Here is a 17522-nt window from a genome sequence, read left to right as displayed (position 1 = left end):
CTACCTTTTTTTATATAATCCGTAAATCAAAAAAGATACTTTTATACAAAATCATCCTTCTTCTATCATTTCTTATTTAATATGGAATTCACTCATAGTAAACCCCAATTTCTCCACATAATTCATCCCTAATTCCATTCGAGCAGTCTTCAGCGGGTCCACAACTTGACAAACTTTTAAATCGCCGGCTGCTGATAATAAAAGCGTGGCATCAGCTTTAGACATTTCTAATTCTTCATGTAAAAATGTCACCATATTACGTACAGCTCGATTCGCTGCATCATCTAGCAATTTTTCTGAAGCTATCGTCATTACTTTTTCTTTTTGAATAGCCATTGGCAATGGCCATTTCTTTCCTTTTATAATCTGAACTGTTACCGTCACCTCACCAGCAACCTCTACTCCACTAACCCCAATTTCACCATCGCCCATCGCTGCGTGTAAATCACCTAATGCTAATAGAGCACCAGGAACATTTACAGGTAATAATAATGTTGTCCCTTCTTTTATCTCTTTACAGTCCATATTCCCGCCGTGATCATGTGGTGTGCCACATGAAATGCTCGCTTCTTTCGGCGCTGTTCCAATTACACCGATCATTGGATTAATCGGGATTTGTAGTTCATTTGAAAACAAAACATGTTCATTATGTACTGAGACAATTTTCACTGTATTTTCATGTAGCTCTTCACCCATTACACCAAGATTTGCACCTGTAGTTAAAACGCCTTTCTCTGCAATTTTTATCTTTTCAATGGTAACAACTAATATATCACCAGGTTCTGCACCATTAATATATACCGGACCAGTCGCTGGATTAATCCGGTTCCAATCTAACTCTTGAAACACAACATCTTCAGAATCAATTTGATTTTCAAAGCAATCATATGTTTCGAATATAAGGCGACTCCCAATTTCCACTTCCATACATGGTTTATTTTCTGGTGACATTGCGTAAATGATATGTTCTTTCTGAATTCGATACATATTATCTCTCCTCTTTATATTTGTCTACAATTACTAATTAGCTTTTTTCATAAAAGCTCCTTTTAATAATTAATAAATTTACATATAGAAAAGCACTTAGCTTATTTTCATACATACACTCTTTACTATAACAGGTAAAGAAAGGTGGTATCACTATGCCCCTTATTCCATATAACGAAAGCGATGTTGATTTACTAGCTCGTTTAATGCGTGCTGAAGCTGAAGGCGAAGGTCGACAAGGTGAACAACTTGTTGGCTGCGTAGTAGTAAATCGTGTATTTTGTGATTGCTTAGATTTTAAACAACTCCGTACCGTACGTGATGCTGTATATCAAAGCCCTGGTGGATTCGAAGCAGTGCAATACGGATATTTTTATCAACGCGCTCGTGAATCAGAAAAAGAAATCGCACGAAAAGTTTTACAAGGTGAGTGGCGCTGGCCTGCACGATGGGCTCTTTGGTATTTCCGTCCAGTTGGAGCTTGTCCGCCCGAATGGTATAATCAGCCATTTGTAGGACAGTTTAAAAGTCATTGTTTTTATGAACCTAGTGGTGATGAATGTCCGAAATTGTATTCACGGTAGTAAAATTTGGAACGCAAGTACTTAGAATTTTGGGTACTTGCGTTACTTTTAACTTTGTTTTAGAAATCTAATAATGCAATGGTTTTTTCTATACCTACCACATGTATTAATAATGGTATACGAGGACCATTTGATTGATTCATAATGAGTTTATATATAATATTGAATAATTGTTTTTGATTTTCTTTCATTATTTTTTTATTTTCATGATGACAAATCGAATAAAATTGCTCCATTATGTTCGAATAATCTTTATTTGAACGCAGTATTTTACAAACTTCTACCAGCCATTTTTTTTGCCTTTCCTCTAATGTGTTATAAAACTCTGTATTTTTCTCCTGATTTACCGCCATTAATTTTTCAGATTGAAAGTTTCTTATCCAATGCTCTGCACGATTACTTATCGCTCTCATTTCATCTAACGCATAGCTCCTATCTATTTTCTCTAATATCTCCTGTAAAATAAATGAGTCAAAATTTAATAACGGCAACGTTCCTGCTACTTGATTAAATTTCGGATATTCTTTAAATCCGCTATCAACTCTAGAAAGTTTAATTGCATCAAATAAATCTTCATTTTTGAGCGTTTTATTTTTATAACTATCTTTTAATCGTTCATACTCTGTATAATTGCGAATCACATCTTCATCAAGACTGATATGAAAAGATGCGCTTGGTCTATATTTTACAAACATAAATAGAATCACTTCTGGTAAATACACTTTTAACAACTCGCTAGGTGTAATACTATTCCCTGAGGAACTAGACATTTTTTCATGATGCCCTTTAATTCCAATAAAATCGTAAGCAATGTAATGAGGCGCTTCACGATTGAATATTTTTCTCGCAATTTCTTTTGATACATTATAACTACCCGTTTCTGATGAATGATCTCTTCCGCCCGGCTCAAAAACAATATCCTCTATCATCCATCTCATCGGCCAATCGATTTTCCAATTCAGTTTCATTTCATTTGTATTTAATACCGATAATTCAGTTTGATTTCCGCATTCACATTCATACCGAACTGTTTTTAATACTTCATCAAAATGTGTAATCGTTGTCGCATCTTTCCCGCATTTCTCACAATATAATGTAACCGGATAAAAGCCCTCTCGCTCTTCTTCACTACACTCTCCCGTTTTAAAACTCATTAAAATATCATATATTTCTTTTCTTTTATATAAAGCCTCCAATATGTTTTTGTTATATCTTCCACTTCTATATTCAGCATGTTGATATATGAATTCCACTTCAATCCCAAATACTTGAAGCGATTCCTCAAACTCTTTTTCAAAATGCTCGGCATATGAATTATGACATCCATACGGATCTGGTATATCACAGTATGGCATTCCGATATACTTTACAAAAGATGACTCAACATTTTTAGGGACTTTTCTAAATCTGTCGTAATCATCCCATGAAAATATAAAACGAGTCTTTTTCCCTAAATCTTGAAGCGCCCTTACAACAAAATAAGTCGTTACGATTTCACGAAAGTTCCCAATATGAACAGAACCAGATGGACTAATTCCAGATGCGCAAACAAAAGTTTCTTTGTTTGGATGTTTTCTAATTAATTCGTGTGCTACTTCATACGCCCAATGCATATGTTACTCACCTCAATTGTTTTTTGTTTTCAGATTTTCAGTTTTATACAATAAAAAAACTCCCACCCCCAAGATTATTCATCTTGAGGACGAGAGTTATTAGCTTCGCGGTACCACCTCAGTTTGTCAATATGTCGCCATATTAACCTCTTCAGGTACGGCAAAATATGCTTATACCCTATCTCTATAACGGGAGATCCCGTCGCACCATCCCTAAATAAATTAGTTCCTTGCGCAGCTCCAAGTCTTTTTTCATTAAGATGTATACTGCTCTTTCTCAGCTACCAGAGCTCTCTGTACGTATTCTTTCTTAACTACTCTTCTCTTCCATGCCATTTTACATATTAGTTTTTTCATATGATAATTTAAAATAGTTTCATTGTCAAACTTTTCCGAAATAAAACAGTATAATTATCTAAAAAAATTCTTTATCGCTTCTAATTGAATTTTGTGGCTACACTCATCACAACAATATACCCCTTTTGGTTTCTCTTTAAATCGCTTATATTTTTCACTGCCTTCATAAACACGAAATATATTTTTACAAGAAAAACAAACAATTTCATAAAACATCATATGCATTTTCCTCTCAATATTTATACATTGTTTTAATCACTCGAGAAAATCAGTTTTTCCATGGTACAAATCTTAATATTTTCTGATTAAAAGGTTTGTCCCTATTCTTATCGAATTATATAAATATCTTATAAAGCGAGGTGAACATCTTGGACAGTAATATAGAATTAGTTTTAGATGCGAAAGCAAGTTTAGCTGAAGGACCATCTTGGAATGAAAAAAACAACTTTTATACTGGGTTGATATTGTGGAGAAACAATTATGCATATTTAGTCCTACCGCTAATACAAACCGAGTAATTGCTCTCAATCAACAAATTGGCTGTGTTGTTCCATATTTAGATGACATACTACTCCTAGCTATGGAAAATGGCTTTTATTCTATTAATGTAGAAATAGAAAAACTGACACATATTTTTGACCCTGAACCACATTTATTTAAAAATCGTTTTAATGATGGAAAATGCGATCCGGCAGGACGTTTTTGGGCAGGTACTACAGATACATACGGTATTAATGCTGCTGGCTCCTTGTATTGTTTAAATAATAATTTAAAGGTAGAGAAAAAAGTTTCACATGTAAATACATCAAATGGCATAGCTTGGTCACCTGACCATACATACCTTTACTATATCGATACACCTACTAAAAAAGTAGTTCGTTTTCATTATGATATATGCTCTGGAGTAATTCGTAATCCAAGTGATGTAATTATTTTCCCCGAAAATGACGGTCTACCTGATGGTATGACAATTGACGAGGAAGGTTGCTTATGGATTGCTCATTGGGGAGGTTCAAAGATTACTAGATGGAACCCTTCAACTGGTGAACAAATATTAAGTATCCCGATTCCAGTGCCATATGTAACATCTTGTACATTTGGAGGGCCTAATTTAACCGACCTATATGTTACAACAGCCAGAACAAGAATGACGGATGACGAATTAAAGCAATATCCACATGCTGGTGGTATTTTTCGAATTCAAACAAATGTAAAAGGTTGTCCTACCCATTCATTTTACAATAATAATATTGGAGCTGAAACACTATGAATCGCATTAATTTTATAAGACAAGAAGAAAAGAAATATCACGACCTTTGTTATGAACAATACAAACTATTTGAAACTGGTTCTTGGCTGTACAAACCGGTTAAAACGGTTATGGATTTGATGGATTATTTTGAAGGAAAAAACAACTTGCAAGTACTTGATCTCGGCTCTGGCGTTGGAAGAAATAGTATTCCCATTGCCCAAAAGATTCAAAATGCGAGTGGTACTGTTACATGTGTGGATTTACTTGATTCTGCTTTAACAAAATTACAAACTTATAGTAAAGAATATGGTGTAATTAATAATATTAAAATAGAACAAGTAGCAATTGAAAACTACTACATTCAACCTAATACTTATGATTATATCGTTGCAGTATCCAGTTTAGAGCATGTTCAATCAGAAGAAGATTTAAAAAACGTGCTCCATTCTATGAAAGAAGGTACAAAAAGCGGCGGTATGAATTGTTTAATTATTAATTCGAACATACAAGAAATTGACTTACATACAAATGAAGAGTTAGATGCTTTAATTGAAATTAACCTTCCTACTGAAGATATGATATATCTATTAAAAAGTATTTATAAGGAATGGAAAGAAATTAAAGTTGAAATAAAAGAATTAGTCTATGATATTGTTCGCGATGAAAGGCATATTCAATTAAAAACAAATGCTATTACGTTTGTAGTTCAGAAATAATCGTATAATAAAGATATGATTATTTCTCTCAGATTTATTTTTATTGCACGAAATTTGCAACTTTAAATATTTATGAAACAAAAAATAAAAGAGCACTTGTTTCCGCAAGTGCTCTTTTGGGGATTTTGAGATACCCTATTAACGAAAGTTAAGGTTACTTAAAGTTAAAAGGTATTTCTATTATATGCTTGTCCTCTTTATTTGTGCATAATTAATATATAAACATATTCAATCATTCTTAATAACTTTTAGTTATAGTTCTTTCTTACATTTTATCGTTAAAAAGTTGATTGAAGGTTTATTTGCCATGTTCTTATTTGGTTCATCAATTTCCGAAACTTGTACTAGTCCATATTTTTTAAAATCCTGTTTTATAGATTCAGAATCATAGAAGAACATTTTTACACCTTCCATTATCTCATAATAATCTTTATCCAACTGTTTTCCTTTGCCATACATTGGAGCTTTTTTAGAAACAGTTGTAAAAACCATATATCCACCAGGTTTTAACTGATTATAACAATCTTTAATAAATTTCTCTCTTTCCTGTTCATTCAACAAATGAAGAAGTGCATGACTAAATATACCATCATACAGTTTATTATCAAAAGGCATTTCATTTACTGAACCGTGATAGATACTAACATCTTCTAGTCCGTTTTCTCTTGCTAAATCGATCGCTGTTTTCGAAATTTCAATACCTGTTACATTTATACTATTTTCGATAAATACCTTTGCGTTTCTTCCATAGCCAATACCCGGAACTAATATGTCTTTAACATTGTTTTCCACAAAAAAATCTTTTGTCAAAATTGCAGATTCTGTAGGTTCAAACCCCCACATCGTTTGTTTCTCAATAAAACTTGATTCCCAAAATTCCATTATATTTCTATCTCCTTATTTTTATCTCATGTTTAATATCACATGAAAGACCTATTCCATTTTAACGCTGCTTTTTTCACCACAGTCACTATAGGTCCATTGAATATAGCATATTAATAAGCCTATATCTAATTTAAAGATTGGCTGAATATCTATTCTAAATATTAGCTTTTACAATTAGAAAAAATAAAAAATGCCAATACTTCAATTGTATATTGGCATTTCACATAAGAAATTATCTTTTTATATTGTACTGATCTATTACTTTTTCTAACACTTCTAAAGTGATTGGCTGAGCTTTCTCTATTAATTGGTAACCAATCCGCCCATTTGGTTCAGCTGTAACTTGCTGTAAACTTTTTAAATCATGAATCCCTTTTTCTCTTAATTGCATATATAGTTGTTGTTCCGACATTTTCGCCTTCATCAAATTCTCTTTTACAATCTCTCCATTTTCTACTATTATAATGCTACTGCCATTTAGGAATTGTTCCATCTTCTTTGATTTCAATTCAAAGAAATGAATGATAAGAAGTACGCACGCAAATATTGCAGCTGCAAATATAGATGGGACTACTTTCCTACTTAATACCGGTTCTACAATAATACGTGCAATTGATACTACTATAATGATTTCAGCTCTTGTCATTTGGCTAACAGATTTACTACCTGTCATTTTTAATGCAATAATCCCAGTCAGAATTAAAATAATGCTTTCAAAAATCATATTCATAATAGCCCAATCCTTTAATGGTGAATGTTACTAGCATTCCCATTTCATATAGCATTCTAAATGTATTTTAATTAAACTTTTTTGTAAAAATTAAACTTACATATACTGAAAAAGAATCTATTTTGACCAACCTTTTTTCAATATGGATTTGATAATCCATCTTCCATTATCAAAAAAATAAAAAGCACCCGAATGGATGCATATAGATTAAACTTATTCATTATTACTTTCTTCACTTTCATCATCAACTGATTTGGAGTCTAACATGCTGCCTATATCAGGCGGTAAAGTTAACTCTATTCCAGCTATTGGTTGATTATCTTCATTAAACCATTGTTTCTTAAATTTAATCAATTCTTCATTTTTCTTATTTTCATTCATATTATCCCCCCTTTTATGTTTGATATTAAACTCTTTACTTAATATGTACACTGAGAAAGATAATATACTATTTGTACATAATGAAAGAACAAAAACCATTCTCTGTTTTCACAACCCGTTGTACCTATTAAAGAATCCCCGTACATGTTACTCCGCGCTCTGCTATCATATTAGTGTCTAAACATATGTGGGCTATGTGACAAGTACCTGGTCATTTTGTTCATTATTCATATGAGACAAATACTTTTAAAGGGGTAATTATTCCTTGACTTAATTCCTCAAAACATTGAATGAGTCCTGTATGTTGTATTTCATGTTGAAAAATCTCTTCTATCCATGGTGTTTTTTCTATTTGACTAAAAAACCAATCTGCATGTTGTTGATAATTATATCCGTCACTTGAACCAATGATCCGCAGTTCTTTCTCATAAAAATCAGCGGTTAATGTTAGTTCTTCAATATTACCATCAGAAAGTATACATATTTGTCCATTAGTTTTAAGTGCTTTTTGTAATGTATGAAATCCGCTATTTGTAGCAGAACATTCGAAACCGTAATTATATGTTTCTATTATTTGTTCTTCTGAAGCATATATGTTTTTCGCACCAAACTTCTTTGCAAAATCTCTTCTATTTTTATTAGGTTCAACAACATCTACATGCTTAACACCTACATAGTATTTTAAGAAATAAAAAGCAAGTAAACCGATAACTCCCATTCCAGTTATAAGTACCTTTTCATCTTGTCGCGGATTTAGTTTCAATATACCTTTAGCAGCATCACACGAAAGAATAGATAATAAAGCTACTTTAGGTTTTATATAACTAGGTACTCGAATTACTTTATACCCCTTAACTACTCCTATCGTTTCATGTCCATAAAAAGAAACTACTTTATCGCCTATGTTTAAATTCTTTACTTTATTACCAACTTGAATCACTTCACCGTAACTTTCATATCCAGTTTTTCTTGGATAAATAGGATGTGTATCTGTAACATCGGATCCATTATACTGAGGTAACTCTGCTCCAATGCTTATTGCACCTGCAATTGTTTTAACGATAATTTCATCATCCTGTATAGACTTTATTTTACACGTTTTCCACTTAAGGTATTTTGGTCCTTCTAAAACTATTTTATTTTGTTCCATTTATAACCCTCTCATTTTATAAAATTTATTCTCACTAAATTTCAAATAATGTATAATAGATTCATCAAAAATTCAAGCTATAACGTTGGCTAGCACCCAACAGTGATAACATGATAATTGAATTTGATGGATATGGTATAAATGAGTATGTAGCTGGACAATGCGTTTCAATTACGAAATTAAAAAGGATGTATTTGAATGTAAAACATGAGGGGATTTCTAACGGTGGTGTCATCGATTTGTTTTGTGTTCGACATAATTATGACCGTATTCCCTGCTCTTTTTGTAAAGACTTTATAAGTGAGATTGTAATCAATCTAGATACCGACTATATTTATTTACCTAATTCTATAAGCCTATCTTTGTCCTTTGCCTTTGTTTACCGTACATTTCTGCCCAGCACCTAATAAACAATTAGCCCTACATTAACTATTCTGACAACATTTTAAGAAAAGTTGTTGCCGCCCAAATGAAATACGCAAGTTGCGTCATGATATACATCGTAATTTCAAAACCTGTAAGCTTTCTTTCCCTTTTGATTTTCTTTAAATATCTATAAAAACAAAATGAACATAGAAGTAATAAAACAATAGACATTTGAAATAGATTTTCCACTAAAAGAACTGCCATTTATTTCATCACCTTTCCAATAAAAAAGTATATAGTTCAAGCATATCATGTTAATGGAAGTAATTACCTTAATTTTCAAATTAAATAATCTTCCTAAGTAAAAGAAGTCACTTTTTTTTAATGTTTCAATACAATATTATGTAATTCACTACGCTCTATATAATATTAGATTACTTTTTCTTTTAATGTACATGCTTAGGAGGAAGTTTTACATGCAATTGATTCATAACATAAAAAAAGCGTTTCATAACTTATGTGACTACGATACGGCAAATCTAATATCCGCTATTCAATCATTAAATATTACACTTCATAAAATATCTCCTTTTATTACTTCACCACTTAACCTTGAATACGGAAGAAATGTTATCTATAAGTCTGAATTTGTGGAGATTTTAGTATTAAATTTCCCTAGCAAAGCAAAGACTCTTATTCATGATCACGGAATATCTATAGGATGTATATTAATAGTCAATGGTACGCTATAAAATATTACGTACGAAAAAAATAGAGAATGGATTGAAGAGTTTACAGAGGGAAATATTTTCACCGTAAAAAAAGATACTGTGCATAAAATGTATAATGCTACAGATTCAACAGCAATAACATTCCATGTATATTCACCACCATTAAAAGATGTACAAATATATGAGTAGTCTTTAAAAGGAGGAAATATGCAAAATTTAAAGGATCACTATATAAAGAGCTTACAAGATGGTCGAAATGTTTGGCTCTATGGAAAAAAAGTAGATGTAACTACAGACAACAATTTTTCGGGGACACTATGTACCATTTCTAATTTATTTTCGTTATTTGATGATCCCAAACAGAGAGATTCTATTGGATATGTCAGCCCAAAAACGAAAGACTTTGTTCATAAATCATTTTTAGTTCCGAATTCCTATAATGAATTATTAATGAGAAGAACTGCATTTGAAACATGGGGTTATGCTACAGACGGTGTAATGAGTAGACTATCTGATTACGCAAGATCGAGACTTACTGGCTGGTACGTATCAAGAGATTTTTATAAAAAGTTCGATGCACAGTTTCCAGATAAAATCGCATCTTATTACGAAAAAGCTAGGGATAATCACTTGTTTTTAAGTGTAGTCCAACGTGATCCGCAAATAAATCGCTCAACAGAATCAATGTTAAATGCAAATGACTTAGGGTTGCTAAGAGTTACAAAGGAAACTTCTGATGGAATTTATTTAAGTGGTGCGAAAATGATAGGAACTGCTTCTCCTTATTCAAATGATTTATTAATTTACCCATTAACAAAACTGACTGACGCTCAAAAAGATTTAGCTCACTTTCTTATCGTGGCAGCCAATTCTCCAGGATTACATATGGTTTGTAGAGAACCATATGCAAATACAACTTCAAGCACAGTTGATTCCCCTATTAGCTCACAGTATGATGAAATGGATGCACTATTAATCTTCGATAATGTATTTGTCCCTTGGGAACGTGTTTTACTTTATAACAATCCAGAAGCAATTTGGGCTATAAAATCAGATACAGCTTCTAGTAGTTTAGCTTATCATCAAGCTATAGTACGATTACTAATAAAGCTAGAATTTATAACTGCGATTGCTTTTGAAATTGCTGAAGCAATTGGAGCTCACACTTATTTGCATGTTCAAGAAAAACTTGGAGAATTAATTATGCAAATCGAAACAATTCGCGCACTTTTAATTGCTGCGGAAGTTGAAGGTACTACAAATGAAACAAAAACTTATTTACCAAACTTTAAATATATCGAAACTGCAAGGAATCTTGGTTCTAAATATTATCCCCGCGCAATAGAAATTTTACAATTAATTGGAGCAGGTGGCTTCATTCAACTTCCTTCAAGCTCGATTGATTTCCAGAGTCCAATAGCTGATTTATTAAAAAAGCACTTTAAAGGAACAAATATAGATGCCGAACAACGCACAAAATTATTTAAGTTAGCCTGGGATATTATTGGAAGCCCATTAGGATCAAGACACGAATTATACGAAAGATTTTACGCGGGAGATCCAATACGAAATACAGCTACACAATATGTAAATTATGATAAAAATCACTTTAAAAAGATGCTAAGTAAATATTTATGATGAAAAAGAGCACCCTTTGCTAAGAGTGCTCTTAAAAAATATATAATTATCCAGTTACATATATAGTTGCTCCGACCACAACTGCTACTTTTTCCGTAATGGTTTCATCTTATTCACCTTTATGTTTCTAATTAAGCTTTATAACTTTTGGTATATGCTTCCTATCATATTTCCTCATATAGATTTCTCCATCTGGAGTAACGAATTGTAAAACAATCTCACCACATACCCCATCTAGTATTTCAAATTCACCTTCTGCATTTGAAATTCTGCGTTCCTTACCTTTAATAGAATCTTCATAAATTTTCACATTAAATATAGGTTCGTTATTTTGACCTATGATAATACCTCTTGAATACTTACCAACGACAATGCATTTCTTTTTTATAATAATTAGTCACAACTATAGCTCAAATTATTACAACGGTACACACAAACAAGAGAATTATTTTACGCCTCACAACAAACCTCCTTATTCATTTTATTCTTTTTTTAAATTGAAAATTTAGACGTTCCACTTGTTTGATTTCTTCCACTACTTTACGAATTCCTTCCTCAATCCTATCTTCCTTTACATTCGATACGTTTAACTTTAATAGTCTTTGTTTCGAAAAACTTTTCACATAATTTTTATCAATCGCATCGATACTGATTTGCATTTCACTTAGTCTTTGTATCAACATGTCCGAAATACTTGTTTTATGTACTTCTAAACAAGTATGGATTCCAATTGTATTTTGCTTTTTATATGTGAATAGAAGCGGGTTTTCACTATGCATCCTTTCTAATGCTTCTGCTAGTTTTTTAGATCTATTATTATAGGAAGATTTAATTTTATTTTTATGGCGTTCGAACATGCCACTCTTTATATAAATTTCTAAAGCAGCTTGGGATATCATTGGGCTATCGATATCTAAAATCTTTTTATATGTATGGAAAGCACTCGAAATAATCGGTGGAATAACTGCTACACCAACTCGTAAACCTGGAAAAATAATTTTCGAATAACTCTTTAAATATATGACATGATTACCATGATCCAGGCTATATAATGGATCGGCTTTTGAATCTGTTTCTAAATCTGCTAAATAATCATCTTCTACTATAAATACATTGTATTTCTTAGCCAATAACACGATCTTTTCTTTCTCGTCTTTAGAATAAGAAGTTCCAAGCGGATGATGATATCTTGGTATTGTATAAAAGAATTTTATTTTACCTGTTCGAAAAATACGTTCCAATTCATTTAAGTCAATACCTTCATTCGTACGCTTAATACCAATTACTGGAACTTTATTCATTTCTAGATATTCTATATATAAATGATACGTTGGCTGTTCAACTAATATTGTTTCATTTTCATTTGGAAATGAGATAGAAGTTAATATTGCAAGTGCCTGTTGCACGCCTGACGTTATAAAAATATTGTCTTCTTTCGTGAACACTTGATAATTTGCCAACTGTTTTTGAATGACTGGAATTAAAGATGGTAAGCCTTTCGGTGTTCCGTATACGAACAAATCATTTTTATAAGTATCAATAGCCTTATTAATGCAATGCTGAAAATCTAAATATGGGAAAACATCTGGATCTGGTGCTGAAGAAGCGAAATCAATTATCTCTTTATTTTCTATAGTACTCCCAGATTTCTTAACAACGTAGTATCCACTTTGAGGGACAGAATATATAATGTGACGCTTTTCTAATTCATGAAGCGCACGTATAACTGTTGCCTTATTACATTCATATTGCGCAACGAGTGACCGTATTGACGGTAATTTCTGTCCTTCTTTTATCTCTCCATGTTGAATCATTTTTTCTATATCATTTAAAATATGTAAATACTTATACATTCTTTCACTCCCTTATAGAAGTATTTAAAAGGTCCCTCATTCTCACAGTCATTATAAAGTAAAAAGAAATACATCCTTTCTATCATTTTTAATTTTAACATTATTTCACATTTCCTCCTCTTAACAAGGAAATTACAATTAATAAATAGAATATCTCTATGAATAAATAAAAAGTGAGGGATATGTAATGCAACGTGTAAATACAATTGATATTAGTAATGTACTACAATTAGAAAAAACTCTTTCGTCTTTATTAAATAAAATGATTTCTTCAAAATTAGACCTAGAAAACTGGTTAAAAGAGCAGTCAAAAGTGATTTGGGAAATCGAAGAACAATTAAGAACACATTATATCGCCTTTCAATGTAATACGGATGATGAAAAAATAAAGGATACTTTTGAACATGATCAACAATTTGTAAAGCCACTTTTAAAACGGTACCAAAATTTATTGGATAATAAATATTTAGAGTCACCTTTTCGAATGGAATTAGATTCTAACGTATATGGTTTGTTGGATGCAAAAATAAAAAATGCTCAAAAGTTATTTTGTGAGGAAAATATTGAATTAGAAGTAAAGGAAGACAAATTAGTCACAGAGTACTTTGAAATCACTGGAGGATTAATTGGAATTTGGGACGGAGAAGAAAAAACGATAACAGAATTACAATCCTATTTACAAGATTCGAATCGTGACATCCGTAAAAAGGCCAAAACCATTATTTCTGAACAATTTTTATCTGTTGAAAAAGAACTCCAAAACATATTAAATCAATTAATTGAAATTCGCCATCAAAAAGCAAAAAATATTCAACTAGAGAATTATCGCGATTATATGTTCAAAAAATACGAGCGTTTTGATTATTCAGCGAAAGATTGCTATGAACTAGCTGAATCCATACGTAAGTATGTTGTGCCTCTTAAAGATAAAATATTACTAGAGAAAAAAGAGAAACTGCAAGTGGATACGCTTCGCCCGTGGGATGTATCAGCTGTAACTCCAGATCAAAAAGTACTTAAACCAATTGCAAATGAAAATGATTTAATTGAAAAGAGCACTCATATCTTTAACAAACTAGATCTTGAATTTTCAACACTATTAAACCGAATGTATAAACACGATTGTCTTGATTTAACAAGCCGCAAAGGAAAAGCATCTGGAGGCTTTTGTGAGTACTTACCAGCTTCACAATTATCATTTATTTTTATGAACTTAAATTATACACAAGATGATATTATCACTTTTATACATGAAATGGGTCATAGTATTCATAACGAACTTATAAAACCATTAAAATTACGACAGTATATAGAAATTCCAGCTGAAACAGCTGAACTAGCTAGTATGACAATGGAGTTATTCTCGCTTAATTATTGGGATACCTTCTATACAGACAAAAAAGATTTAAAACAAGCAAAAATTAACTTCTTTAAAGATGTTATTTCATACTTACCTATTATGCTTATTGTCGATCAATTTCAACACTGGCTGTATGAAAATCCAAGTCATACTTCTGAAGAAAGAAATGAAAAATACTTACAACTTCAAAAACATTATCAGTCTAGCGTCATACATATTGATGGCTACGAAAACTGGATAGCAACGAGTTGGTTACCTGTACTCCATATCTTTGAAGTACCATTTTATTATATTGAATATGCGATCGCCCAACTTGGTGCATTACAAATGTATAAACAATATAAAGAGGATCCCAAGCAAGCACTAGAAAATTATAAAAAGGCATTATCACTAGGAAGCTCGCAATCTATAAAAGAAGTGTATGAAGCAGCTGGAATTCGTTTTGATTTTTCTAGCGAAACAATTAAGGAACTAATGGCATTTGTAGAAAAAGAATTAGAATTACTTGAGCAATTATAAGAAGAAAGCTGCACCTATATTTTTGGTGTAGCTTTCTTCTTTATTTTATTAATCAGCTCTATATACTGAGAATCACCATATCCGATTGTTGGAAATAGTTGAAACAACTTTGTTAATAATTGTTGAGTTGATAAATCTTTATTTTTAGAGATAAATTTCATTACAGCATTATCTTCTTTTAGCATTTTTAAATATAGATCTATAGCCTGATACATTACAGGTGGTACCTTATAGAAAGTCTTTTTATGATTTACTAATACTTCATTGTATACCGAAGAATAATTTCCTAATTCAAGTTCAATTTGATTTACTTTAAATTCATCTTCTCTGAAGCTATTTAAGTATACCTTCCCCTCATAACGAGACTGTTCAAGGTATGAAAGTATTGTAAGTAAGTTCATTTGACAAAACATATCTTCACCAAACCATAAAACAATACATTTATACTCTTTCGTAAAAAGTTTCTTTAATGGATCTATAACCTTTTTTGTGTAACTTTCTACTGAACTGTTATGTCCTGCTGCCCTTGTCTTAATAAATTCTTTATCAAAAACTAGTGTAGTAACTTGGTTTACACACATCGCTTCATTAAATGGTGCGTAATCAGAATCACCCATTAGCTTTTCATTTTTAAATTCTTCATACATCATTTGACCATTCAATATGTTTAATACATCTTTATCAAACAGCTCGCTCTTCGCATTTCGTAATTGCTCAACCTCTATTTTTCTAGAAATATTCATATTAAACTCTCCTTCCTTATTTATATTGAGTTTAACAAATGATTGAATAGGCAATTGGTTAAGTTGAAATTCTCTTGGATTCATTCCAAAAACATTCTTGAAAGCTCTACTATAGGCCTCTTGCGAAGAATAATTATAATCCAATGCGATATCTATTATCTTCCTACCATTCTTTAAATCTTCTATAGATAAGTATAACCTTCTAAGAAGAATATAGCGTCTAATACTGAAACCCGTTACTTGGTGAAATTTAAAAGAACAATAATAAGGAGAATACCCCATATAACGGGACAATTCATCTAATGAAAATCCCTTTTTCAAATTGCGCTCAAACCAATCAATCATCTGCTGTATATGTTCATTCATTTCCTTCACTCCTTATATAAAAGTATAAGAGAAGTGCGTTTCATTCTTTTGATATTTCTTGTGTTTTAAAACATGAGCCATTCTATAAAATCTATATATGAGTATTAGTTTTATATTTTTTACCTATCTTATTTTGACATACCTTCTATTCATTTTTCAATTTAATGTTAATTCGTATGCTTGCAAGACCTAACTAATTATTAAAGGTCAATTTACATCATATTTCATTTTAAAGGATTTCAAAAATGAAACTAGAATTTTGTAAAATAAGATTCTTTTAATTCTCTAATTAAAAAATAAAAGTTTAGAAAGGACGTTACAATGAACAAACTAGAAAAAAAAATACTTCAATTCATAAATGAACTATATCCGTTGAATTTTATTAACATTACACCAATAACAAATGAGATGTATGAATGTCTCACAGATCAAGGAACATACTTCATTAGAATTACAAACTACAAAACATATGAAGAACAATTAGAAGAAGTTACATATACGAATTTTCTATACGAAAACGGTTTAGATGTTCCACCAATACTCCCTTCTTTACAAGGGAATCTTGTAGAAAAATTAACATTAGACAAGGAGCTTTTTACAGTATTATATAAAGCTGCTCCTGGTATACATTTACCAAGATGCAAATGGAATTCTACTATATTTAAAAAGCTTGGTCAACAAATCGGAAAATTGCATCGTATATCTAAAACCTTTGAAAAAGCTAAACCGGTTAAATATATTAACGACTGGTATGAGAATGAGGAATATAATTTCCTTAAGTATATTCCTAAAGAAGAAACTACTATTAGGGAAATTGCATCTGAAGTTTTAAATTCTATAAAAGAGCTACAAAAATCCACTTCAAATTACGGCTTAATTCACGGAGATTTATGGTTAGAAAATATTTTAGTTGAAAATAATTCAAACTTAACAATGATTGATTTTCAAGACTGTGAAAAACATTTTTATATATTCGATTTAGCAGTTCCTATTTATAGTGCTTTAGAATATTCATTTGCTGGAAATGCAAATATCGTTGAGTATGAGCATTCCATTACAAAAGCACTATTTGAAGGGTACCAAGAAGAAAATGAACTACCTAAAGAAATGATAGACAAGTTTCCATTATTTATTAAATTAAAGGAGATTTTTGAATATAGCTTAATGCATATGTATTGGGATAAAGAAGAATTAACTGAGGAACAAGTACGGATAATGAACCTTTATAGGATGAAAATTGAAAATAAGTATACCTATATCAATGTTTAAAAATGCTGTTGTTTAACTACAA

16 protein-coding genes, 3 pseudogenes and 1 other annotated feature are annotated in these 17522 nt (G+C 31.3%); of the genes and pseudogenes, 8 read left to right on the top strand and 11 right to left on the bottom strand.

The features are described 5' to 3' along the window. Nucleotides 1-72: 72 nt before the first annotated feature. Nucleotides 73-987 (bottom strand): acetamidase/formamidase family protein, encoded by a 915-nt coding sequence (locus ACTFR9_RS05435; protein WP_000285747.1) that lies wholly within the window; start codon nt 985-987, stop codon nt 73-75. Nucleotides 988-1142: 155 nt separating this feature from the next. Here ACTFR9_RS05435 and ACTFR9_RS05430 point away from each other — a divergent pair, with 155 nt between their 5' ends. Further along, complete coding sequence (locus tag ACTFR9_RS05430; protein ID WP_001128419.1) at nt 1143-1571, top strand: cell wall hydrolase; 429 nt, start codon at nt 1143-1145, stop codon at nt 1569-1571. A 59-nt stretch (nt 1572-1630) separates the two neighbouring features. Here the strand turns inward: ACTFR9_RS05430 and lysS are convergent, their stop codons facing one another. Both lysS and ACTFR9_RS05420 read right to left on the bottom strand, forming a co-directional pair. After that, on the bottom strand, nt 1631-3184 hold the full coding sequence (lysS, locus tag ACTFR9_RS05425) for a lysine--tRNA ligase (protein ID WP_103141535.1): 1554 nt from the start codon (nt 3182-3184) through the stop codon (nt 1631-1633). Between the two features lie 82 nt (nt 3185-3266). Then, nucleotides 3267-3523 (bottom strand) — a binding site (T-box leader). Nucleotides 3524-3595: 72 nt separating this feature from the next. Continuing rightward, on the bottom strand, nt 3596-3766 hold the full coding sequence (locus ACTFR9_RS05420; protein ID WP_000551046.1) for a DUF2197 domain-containing protein: 171 nt from the start codon (nt 3764-3766) through the stop codon (nt 3596-3598). A 143-nt stretch (nt 3767-3909) separates the two neighbouring features. Here ACTFR9_RS05420 and ACTFR9_RS05415 point away from each other — a divergent pair. Both ACTFR9_RS05415 and ACTFR9_RS05410 read left to right on the top strand, forming a co-directional pair. After that, nucleotides 3910-4811, top strand: a pseudogene (locus ACTFR9_RS05415) (SMP-30/gluconolactonase/LRE family protein). Next, on the top strand, nt 4808-5509 hold the full coding sequence (locus tag ACTFR9_RS05410) for a class I SAM-dependent methyltransferase (RefSeq protein WP_001079922.1): 702 nt from the start codon (nt 4808-4810) through the stop codon (nt 5507-5509). The pseudogene ACTFR9_RS05415 and the gene ACTFR9_RS05410 overlap by 4 nt, the downstream one beginning before the upstream one ends. 252 nt (nt 5510-5761) lie before the next feature. Here ACTFR9_RS05410 and ACTFR9_RS05405 read toward each other — a convergent pair whose 3' ends face one another. The 4 genes from ACTFR9_RS05405 to ACTFR9_RS05390 all read right to left on the bottom strand — a co-directional run bounded on the left by ACTFR9_RS05405 (nt 5762) and on the right by ACTFR9_RS05390 (nt 8655). Beyond that, complete coding sequence (locus ACTFR9_RS05405) at nt 5762-6391, bottom strand: class I SAM-dependent methyltransferase (RefSeq protein ID WP_000397616.1); 630 nt, start codon at nt 6389-6391, stop codon at nt 5762-5764. Between the two features lie 235 nt (nt 6392-6626). Then, complete coding sequence (locus ACTFR9_RS05400) at nt 6627-7124, bottom strand: DUF421 domain-containing protein (RefSeq protein WP_001055961.1); 498 nt, start codon at nt 7122-7124, stop codon at nt 6627-6629. Nucleotides 7125-7337: 213 nt separating this feature from the next. Further along, nucleotides 7338-7505 carry a hypothetical protein gene (locus ACTFR9_RS05395; RefSeq protein WP_046197366.1) on the bottom strand — a complete coding sequence of 56 codons (168 nt, stop codon included), beginning with the start codon at nt 7503-7505 and terminating at the stop codon, nt 7338-7340. A 223-nt stretch (nt 7506-7728) separates the two neighbouring features. After that, entirely contained in the window at nt 7729-8655 is a 927-nt protein-coding gene (locus ACTFR9_RS05390; protein ID WP_076873921.1) for a zinc-binding dehydrogenase, read from the bottom strand. Nucleotides 8656-8765: 110 nt separating this feature from the next. On the opposite strand from ACTFR9_RS05390, the gene ACTFR9_RS05385 reads away from it, so the two are divergent. Continuing rightward, complete coding sequence (locus tag ACTFR9_RS05385; protein ID WP_050552160.1) at nt 8766-9062, top strand: hypothetical protein; 297 nt, start codon at nt 8766-8768, stop codon at nt 9060-9062. A 22-nt stretch (nt 9063-9084) separates the two neighbouring features. Here the strand turns inward: ACTFR9_RS05385 and ACTFR9_RS05380 are convergent, their stop codons facing one another. After that, a complete protein-coding gene (locus ACTFR9_RS05380; RefSeq protein ID WP_000279690.1) occupies nt 9085-9285 on the bottom strand; it encodes a hypothetical protein in 201 nt (66 codons plus the stop codon). Nucleotides 9286-9497: 212 nt separating this feature from the next. On the opposite strand from ACTFR9_RS05380, the pseudogene ACTFR9_RS05375 reads away from it, so the two are divergent. Then, a pseudogene (locus tag ACTFR9_RS05375) lies at nt 9498-9941 on the top strand (cysteine dioxygenase). A gap of 18 nt (nt 9942-9959) precedes the next feature. Further along, nucleotides 9960-11390, top strand: a complete 1431-nt coding sequence (locus ACTFR9_RS05370) for a 4-hydroxyphenylacetate 3-hydroxylase family protein (RefSeq protein WP_001180373.1) — start codon at nt 9960-9962, stop codon at nt 11388-11390. Nucleotides 11391-11517: 127 nt separating this feature from the next. Here the strand turns inward: ACTFR9_RS05370 and ACTFR9_RS05365 are convergent. Together ACTFR9_RS05365 and ACTFR9_RS05360 are read right to left on the bottom strand one after the other, a co-directional pair. Then, nucleotides 11518-11797: pseudogene (locus ACTFR9_RS05365) on the bottom strand (carboxypeptidase regulatory-like domain-containing protein). 69 nt (nt 11798-11866) lie between these two features. Continuing rightward, nucleotides 11867-13243: an aminotransferase-like domain-containing protein gene (locus ACTFR9_RS05360; RefSeq protein ID WP_000280089.1), complete on the bottom strand. Its 1377-nt coding sequence runs from the start codon at nt 13241-13243 to the stop codon at nt 11867-11869. 187 nt (nt 13244-13430) lie between these two features. On the opposite strand from ACTFR9_RS05360, the gene ACTFR9_RS05355 reads away from it, so the two are divergent. Beyond that, nucleotides 13431-15122: a M3 family oligoendopeptidase gene (locus ACTFR9_RS05355; protein ID WP_001190018.1), complete on the top strand. Its 1692-nt coding sequence runs from the start codon at nt 13431-13433 to the stop codon at nt 15120-15122. Nucleotides 15123-15136: 14 nt separating this feature from the next. Here ACTFR9_RS05355 and ACTFR9_RS05350 read toward each other — a convergent pair whose 3' ends face one another. Then, entirely contained in the window at nt 15137-16231 is a 1095-nt protein-coding gene (locus tag ACTFR9_RS05350) for a helix-turn-helix domain-containing protein (RefSeq protein WP_001002087.1), read from the bottom strand. A 321-nt stretch (nt 16232-16552) separates the two neighbouring features. Between ACTFR9_RS05350 and ACTFR9_RS05345 the strand changes: the two genes are divergently transcribed. Further along, nucleotides 16553-17500, top strand: a complete 948-nt coding sequence (locus tag ACTFR9_RS05345; protein ID WP_229136328.1) for a phosphotransferase enzyme family protein — start codon at nt 16553-16555, stop codon at nt 17498-17500. Nucleotides 17501-17522: the final 22 nt, after the last annotated feature.

It is taken from the genome of Bacillus cereus group sp. MYBK222-1 (assembly GCF_051916425.1).
Classification (GTDB): domain Bacteria; phylum Bacillota; class Bacilli; order Bacillales; family Bacillaceae_G; genus Bacillus_A; species Bacillus_A paranthracis.
Note: the sequence above shows the minus strand (reverse complement) of the source record. Positions and strands in the feature narration are given on the sequence as shown.

Excerpts from the sequence above, each read along its gene's own strand:
- ACTFR9_RS05435 (WP_000285747.1), bottom strand. The coding sequence starts at position 987 with ATGTATCGAATTCAGAAAGAACATATCATTTACGCAATGTCACCAGAA.
- ACTFR9_RS05420 (WP_000551046.1), bottom strand. The coding sequence starts at position 3,766 with ATGCATATGATGTTTTATGAAATTGTTTGTTTTTCTTGTAAAAATATA.
- ACTFR9_RS05360 (WP_000280089.1), bottom strand. The coding sequence starts at position 13,243 with ATGTATAAGTATTTACATATTTTAAATGATATAGAAAAAATGATTCAA.
- ACTFR9_RS05370 (WP_001180373.1), top strand. The coding sequence starts at position 9,960 with ATGCAAAATTTAAAGGATCACTATATAAAGAGCTTACAAGATGGTCGA.
- ACTFR9_RS05430 (WP_001128419.1), top strand. The coding sequence starts at position 1,143 with ATGCCCCTTATTCCATATAACGAAAGCGATGTTGATTTACTAGCTCGT.
- ACTFR9_RS05390 (WP_076873921.1), bottom strand. The coding sequence starts at position 8,655 with ATGGAACAAAATAAAATAGTTTTAGAAGGACCAAAATACCTTAAGTGG.
- ACTFR9_RS05400 (WP_001055961.1), bottom strand. The coding sequence starts at position 7,124 with ATGAATATGATTTTTGAAAGCATTATTTTAATTCTGACTGGGATTATT.
- ACTFR9_RS05385 (WP_050552160.1), top strand. The coding sequence starts at position 8,766 with ATGATAATTGAATTTGATGGATATGGTATAAATGAGTATGTAGCTGGA.
- ACTFR9_RS05345 (WP_229136328.1), top strand. The coding sequence starts at position 16,553 with ATGAACAAACTAGAAAAAAAAATACTTCAATTCATAAATGAACTATAT.
- ACTFR9_RS05395 (WP_046197366.1), bottom strand. The coding sequence starts at position 7,505 with ATGAATGAAAATAAGAAAAATGAAGAATTGATTAAATTTAAGAAACAA.
- ACTFR9_RS05380 (WP_000279690.1), bottom strand. The coding sequence starts at position 9,285 with ATGGCAGTTCTTTTAGTGGAAAATCTATTTCAAATGTCTATTGTTTTA.
- ACTFR9_RS05410 (WP_001079922.1), top strand. The coding sequence starts at position 4,808 with ATGAATCGCATTAATTTTATAAGACAAGAAGAAAAGAAATATCACGAC.
- ACTFR9_RS05350 (WP_001002087.1), bottom strand. The coding sequence starts at position 16,231 with ATGAATGAACATATACAGCAGATGATTGATTGGTTTGAGCGCAATTTG.
- ACTFR9_RS05355 (WP_001190018.1), top strand. The coding sequence starts at position 13,431 with ATGCAACGTGTAAATACAATTGATATTAGTAATGTACTACAATTAGAA.
- lysS (WP_103141535.1), bottom strand. The coding sequence starts at position 3,184 with ATGCATTGGGCGTATGAAGTAGCACACGAATTAATTAGAAAACATCCA.
- ACTFR9_RS05405 (WP_000397616.1), bottom strand. The coding sequence starts at position 6,391 with ATGGAATTTTGGGAATCAAGTTTTATTGAGAAACAAACGATGTGGGGG.